Genomic DNA, 1,559 nt, shown 5'->3' with positions numbered 1-1,559 from the left:
CAGGCTTTGCGCCATGCTGCGCCTGAAGTCGCTGCGCAGGCGAATGCGCTCCTCCGCCGAGTGGCGGTCGTTCTGCTGGCTCTCCGGTCTGGCAACCAGAATCGCATCCAGGCCGCGCTCCATGCAGACGACCGCGGCGGCGCGTTCGGTCAGGCGATCGATCAGCGGCGCGATATGCGCACGCTGTAGCGCGAAGCGGACAGGGTCGCTGACCCGCCAGAACACGCGGACGTCCAACTGCACCACGCCTTCATCGCCGGTTAACAGATAGCCCGCACCGGCGCCGGCATCGCCGTCGCGCTCCCAGTTGTTGATCTGCTCCAGCTGCTGATCGCGGCGTAGCACCGCCACGTCTCGTTCGAGAATGCGTTCGGCGGCCGGCACCAGCTCAATGCTGTTGACGGGATGCGGCCAGGCAAACAGCAGCCCCGCGTTCGCCACGCGGATCGGCCTGCCAAACTGAAAGACCACCGCCCGGCTGTCGGGAGCCACCGGATGGATACAGGAGAACAGCCACGCGCCGGCGGCAAGGATCGCCGCGCCGTACAGCGTAAAGAAGGCGATGCGGTACGACTGTCCCCAGGGCGTTGAGCCCGGCGATGCTGAGGTCATGGCTGCGGCGTCCCGGTCAACGGCGCGGGGCCCTGCACCAGGGTGCGGAACGGCTCCGCGTCGGTGCGCAGCACCAGGCGGGTGCTGGCGTTAACGATCGTGCTCAGCGTATCCAGCGAACGCAGCAGGTCGTACAGCTGCGGGTCGCTGGCCCGTGCCTTGCCGTAGATGCTGGCCGCGTCGCGCTGGGCGTCGGCGCTGATGGCCGCCGCTTTCACCGCGGCGTCGGCCTGCAGAATGCGCGCATCGCGATCCGCCCGGGAGTGGATTTCCGCCGCCTGACGTTTGCCTTCGGCGGTGCGTTCGGTGGCGATGGTTTCGCGCTCGGCGCGCATGCGGTCTACCGTGGCGTTCAGCGTGACGGCCGGCAGGGTCAGGCGCTCGATCCCGGTCTGGATCAGCTCAATGCCGTAGCTTTTCAGCAGCTGGGCCTGCAGCTGCGACTGCAGCTGGCTCTCCAACTGGGCTATTTTGACCTTTTTAGCATCGACGTTAACGATGTCCGACAGCGCGTAGCTGCTGGCGGTAGTCTCCAGCGCGGAGCCGACAAAGGTGCGGATTTGGCGGGCGGCCTCATCCGGCTGGTTCTGCACGGCGCGGATAAAGCGCAGCACGTTATCGTTATCGGGTTTGACCTTCCAGATAACCCAGGCCTGCACCAGCACCCGCAGGCCGTCGCGGGTGCCCACATCCTGCAGGCCGCTGGAGGTGGAGCGAATGCGCAGATCGACGTCGAGCGGCGTTTCAAACGGCGCCGGCAGCCGCCACGCCAGACCCGGCGCGAGCAGGACGCGTACCGGATCGCCAAAGCGGGTCACCACGGTGGCGCTTCCGGCGCGGCCCTCCAGCAGGCAGGCGGTTAGCCCCGCCAGCGTGACCAAAAATGCCGCCACGGCGAGGCGAATACCGCGCCTGCGGCGCAGCGGGGCGGGCGGAGCGATCTGCCG

Annotated in this window: 2 protein-coding genes; both read right to left on the bottom strand. The window is 67.8% G+C overall.

From position 1 onward, the window contains the following. Positions 1-612: SPFH domain-containing protein (locus PFH44_RS27390; RefSeq protein ID WP_283826806.1), on the bottom strand; the 612-nt coding region annotated here is incomplete at its 3' end. Then, positions 609-1,553: an SPFH domain-containing protein gene (locus PFH44_RS27385; RefSeq protein WP_283826807.1), complete on the bottom strand. Its 945-nt coding sequence runs from the start codon at positions 1,551-1,553 to the stop codon at positions 609-611. The genes PFH44_RS27390 and PFH44_RS27385, both read right to left, overlap by 4 nt. Between the last annotated feature and the right edge of the window lie 6 nt (positions 1,554-1,559).

The organism is Klebsiella sp. Ech2A (assembly GCF_030078455.1).
In the GTDB taxonomy this organism is placed as follows: domain Bacteria; phylum Pseudomonadota; class Gammaproteobacteria; order Enterobacterales; family Enterobacteriaceae; genus Klebsiella; species Klebsiella terrigena.
This window is presented reverse-complemented; position numbering and strand designations above follow the sequence as displayed.